A 4232-nucleotide genomic window follows, 5' to 3' on the forward strand; every position below is an offset into this window, starting at 1 on the left:
TCACAGGTTGCAGCCAATCTTGGAATTGGAAGCTGGTTCATAAAGCTCGTTGCACTTGGAATATCCCTTTCAATTCTCGGGTCCATAATACTCTATATTGCTTCACCAATAAAGATGCTTTTCGGAAGCGTCAATAAGGGAATATTTTCTAAATCGTTTACTGAAGTCAATGAACACAACATACCCACAAAGGCGGTTTATTTGCAGGCAGCCATAGTGACAGTGATATTGCTTGCTACATCTCTGCTGCCTTCAGTCGATACTATATATAACGTACTTGTCACTATGACTGCACTCACTGCGTTATTTCCCTATGTACTGCTGCTTACTTCATATATTAGACTCAGGAAAACAAGGCCTAATGAAGAAAGACCTTATGAGATCTCAAAGAAAAACAGCAGAGCAGTCAATATAGCGTATGTAGTTCTAGTAGTGGTATCATTGGGTATTGTCCTATCGGCGACACCGGTTATGCCGAGCCTGAAGGAAAATATAATATATGAAGTTGAAATGATAGGCGGAGCGCTGATTGTAATATTTAGCGGGATTGCCATCTGGAATAACTTTGTAAAAAGGACTGGATTTAAACAGGATAAAGACAAATTAATATTATAAAATAAAAAGACGGAGGGATTTTAATGTTATTGTATAAAAAAATTGATAGATTGACGGAGCTTATGAAAAATGGAGGGATTGATGTACTTATAGTAGGACCTTCTGCTGACCTGGAATATCTTACTGGACTTCACCCGTTGATGGATGAAAGATTCAAAGCATTATTCGTATTTAGTGATAAGAGACACTTTTATATAGCACCTGAACTGTACTATGAAGAGACAAGAGAAGCGCTGGGAGAGGATATGGACATATTTAAATGGAGTGATGGAAAAGGCTTTATTCCAGCTATTTTAAAGGCAAATAAAAAATATGGTCTGGAAGGTAAAAAAATAGGAATAAACGACGGAATACGGGCGGTAGATATGATTGATGTCTCCAATGAGATCGATGTGAAGTTTATAAATGGAGTTAGCATAATGGAAAACTTGAAGATAATAAAAGATGAAGAAGAAAAAAATAATTTGAGAAAAGCTGCCAATATTGCAGATAAAGCTTTTGAAAATGTCCTAAAATTCGTAAAGCCTGGAATAACTGAAGGTGATATTAAAGATAAACTTGAGGAATTAATGGCAGAGTATGGAGGTGAAGGACTGGCATTTCAAACTATTATAGCATCAGGGCCAAATAGCGCCAGACCGCATTATAATGATTATGACAGGGTTATCCAGGACAGAGATGTAATCATAATGGATTTTGGATGCAGATATCATGGATATTGCTCTGACGAATCCAGAACCGTATTTGTAGGAGAACCTACGGAAGAGCAGAAAAAAATCTACAGTATTGTCTTAGAAGCTAATGAAAAGGGTGAAAATGTTGTAAAGGAAGGTATCAAAGCAGGAGATGTAGATCGTGCTTCTAGAGACATTATAAAAGATGCTGGATATGGAGAATATTTTATAAACAGAACGGGGCATGGTATTGGAACTGCTGATCATGAAGCACCCTATATAAGTGAAGGGAATAAGCAGGTACTCAAAAATGGGATGGCATTTAGTGTAGAGCCTGGTATATACATTGCCGGGAAGTTTGGTATGAGAGTAGAGGATATTGTATTATTAAACGAAGGAAAAGGTGAGATATTAAATAAAGTTACAAAAGATATGATTATAATCAGATAGAACCGCCAGTTCATTACACTGTGAGCCCGCCTTAGTCCCGCAACTAAATATTGCGGTGGCTTGACGGGCCTGTTATGGATTGTAAATTCTATTCTACAGTGTTTTTAGAAATTCTAGAACAGAGGGTTTTTCTTTTTTTATTTAAGATGAAAGAAATTAAAATGCTGATAATCATAATTGAGAATATAATTGCTAGGGATACTGCAACTGAAACATTTATGTGGAAAAATGTAATGGAGAGTTTGATTCCCGTAAATATCAATATACATGCAACTCCGTATTTTACATAGGCAAAGTTTTGATGGAGTTTTTCAAGTAAAAAGTACATATTTCTAAGTCCCAATATGGCAAAGATATTAGAAGTATACACTATAAAAGGATCGGTAGTTATGGAAAATACGGCGGGAATTGAATCTATGGCAAAAATTATATCTGAAGACTCTATCAATATGAGTATTGCAAACAATGGAGTTGCATAAAGCATTTTGTTTTTTTTGACGAAGAATTTTTCACCTTCTAGTTCTTTAGAAACAGGAACTATTTTATTTACAAGCCTGATTATCTTACTGTCGTTGAAGTTGTTTGATTTTTCCTTTTTTATAATCATTTTTATGCCGCTTATTATGAGAATAAGGCCGAATATATAGAGCATCCAGTGAAACTTATTGACAATGGTCACACCTAAAACTACAAATATCAATCTCAATAGTACCGCACCAAAAATTCCGTAAGTCAGCACTCTTCTCTGATATTGGGGTTTTATAGAAAAACTTTCAAATATAAGCAGAAATAGGAAAAGATTGTCTAGGCTAAGACTTTGTTCGATTACATATCCTCCTAGAAAAGATAGGGCTTTTTCCTGTCCCATGAAGATATAAATTCCGATATTGAAGAGCAAAGCTGATCCTACCCAGAAGCAAAGATGGAGTAGTGATTTTTTTGTAGACATAAATTTACCTCCTTGTAATTTAATAATTGATATCTGCACTTTGAAGCAAAAATAAAGACTCCTAACATAATTCGTATTTAAAATAGAATTATGTTAAAAGTCTTATTACCCTTAGGTTTATAAAGCCAGATTTAAAAACAAATCGAAATGTTGACTTTATAATTTAAATTACTCCCTTTTAACTACAAATATATAATTGTTGGAGCTTATGTTTATATAATAATATAGATTTTGAATATTATCAAGTTAATAATATAATATTAATAAAAGAACTTTTGAAGGTGGGAGTATGCAGAAGGTAATTTTTCTTGTAGATATGAATGCTTTTTTTATAAGCTGTGAAACAATAAGGCATCCTGAAATTATTGATAAACCTGCGGCAGTAGCAGGAGATCCCAAAGATAGGAGAGGGATTATTTTGACTGCAAATTATAGGGCCCGAAAATTTGGAGTTAAAACCACCATGGTTTTAGGTGAAGCATTAAAGCTTTGCCCCGATTTAATTCTCATTCCTCCTGACAGGGATTTCTATGCACAAAAATCAAGACAGATTATGGATATACTTTCCTCATATACACCCATTATTGAACAGAACAGTATTGATGAAGCATGGCTTGATATGACGGGCTGTGATAGAATATTTGGAATACCTTCGAGATCAGCAGAACTTATAAGCCGCCATATTGACAGCGAACTGGGATTGGGATGCTCCATAGGTATATCAGAGAATAAATTTCTTTCAAAAATGGCTTCTGAGATGAAAAAGCCTCTTGGAATTACAGAACTTTGGAGGAAGGATATTAAATCAAAGCTGTGGCCTCTTGACATTCAATCCATGTATGGAGTCGGGAAAAGAACTTCCCGAAAATTGCAGTATATGGGAATTAAAACTATTGGAGATCTGGCACTTTTTAACCGGGAATATCTTATAAAAAAGTTTGGAAGGGTTGGAGGAAAAATTCATGAATTTGCCAATGGCATTGACGATTCGAACTTAAAACCGCGGCTGCAAAACGATGTAAAATCCATTGGAAAATCCATTACAGTATCTCATGATGTTTTCAATATGGAGGAAGCCAGGGTTATTTTAATGAAGCTTTCTGATGAAATAGCAATGACTGCTAGAAAATACGGTAAAAAAGGTCATACAGTACAGATAAGTATTAAATATTCAAATTTTAAATCCATTACCAGGCAAAAACCTGTTGTTCCAACATGCTTGTCCAAAGATATTTATTCGGCGGGGATTGATCTGCTTGAAAAAAGCTGGAATATGCAACTGCCGATACGTCTGCTTGGAATAAGTATAAGCGGATTTCAGGAGGACTGTAAAATGAGGCAGATATCCATGTTTGACATGATGAAAAGTGATTTCGGAAAAGATAATTTGGATAGGGAACAAAAAATAGAAAATGTTATTGATTCTATACGTCAAAAATATGGATCCTCCATAATAAACAGGGCAGCATTGATAAAAAATATGGAAAAATAAAGATTTTATATATTTTTTATATTATGGCATAAGAATGATGAAAATTCTAGAT

General features: G+C 34.6%; 4 protein-coding genes. 3 read left to right on the plus strand and 1 reads right to left on the minus strand.

Annotated features, from left to right (window positions below; all coding sequences use genetic code 11):
* On the plus strand, nt 1-615 hold a 615-nt coding region (locus tag J5G60_RS16840; protein ID WP_150358956.1), incomplete at its 5' end, for an amino acid permease.
* A 23-nt stretch (nt 616-638) separates the two neighbouring features.
* Nucleotides 639-1739, plus strand: a complete 1101-nt coding sequence (locus J5G60_RS16845) for a M24 family metallopeptidase (RefSeq protein WP_150358957.1) — start codon at nt 639-641, stop codon at nt 1737-1739.
* 88 nt (nt 1740-1827) lie between these two features.
* Here the strand turns inward: J5G60_RS16845 and J5G60_RS16850 are convergent, their stop codons facing one another.
* The gene (locus tag J5G60_RS16850) at nt 1828-2688 is read right to left on the minus strand and encodes a TerC/Alx family metal homeostasis membrane protein (RefSeq protein WP_150358958.1); all 861 of its coding nucleotides are present in this window, start codon (nt 2686-2688) and stop codon (nt 1828-1830) included.
* Nucleotides 2689-2977: 289 nt separating this feature from the next.
* Here J5G60_RS16850 and dinB point away from each other — a divergent pair, with 289 nt between their 5' ends.
* Complete coding sequence (gene dinB / locus J5G60_RS16855; protein WP_150358959.1) at nt 2978-4180, plus strand: DNA polymerase IV; 1203 nt, start codon at nt 2978-2980, stop codon at nt 4178-4180.
* The last annotated feature ends 52 nt before the right edge of the window (nt 4181-4232 follow it).

The organism is Clostridium sp. HV4-5-A1G, assembly GCF_900184915.1.
Lineage (GTDB): Bacteria > Bacillota > Clostridia > Clostridiales > Clostridiaceae > Clostridium_B > Clostridium_B aromativorans.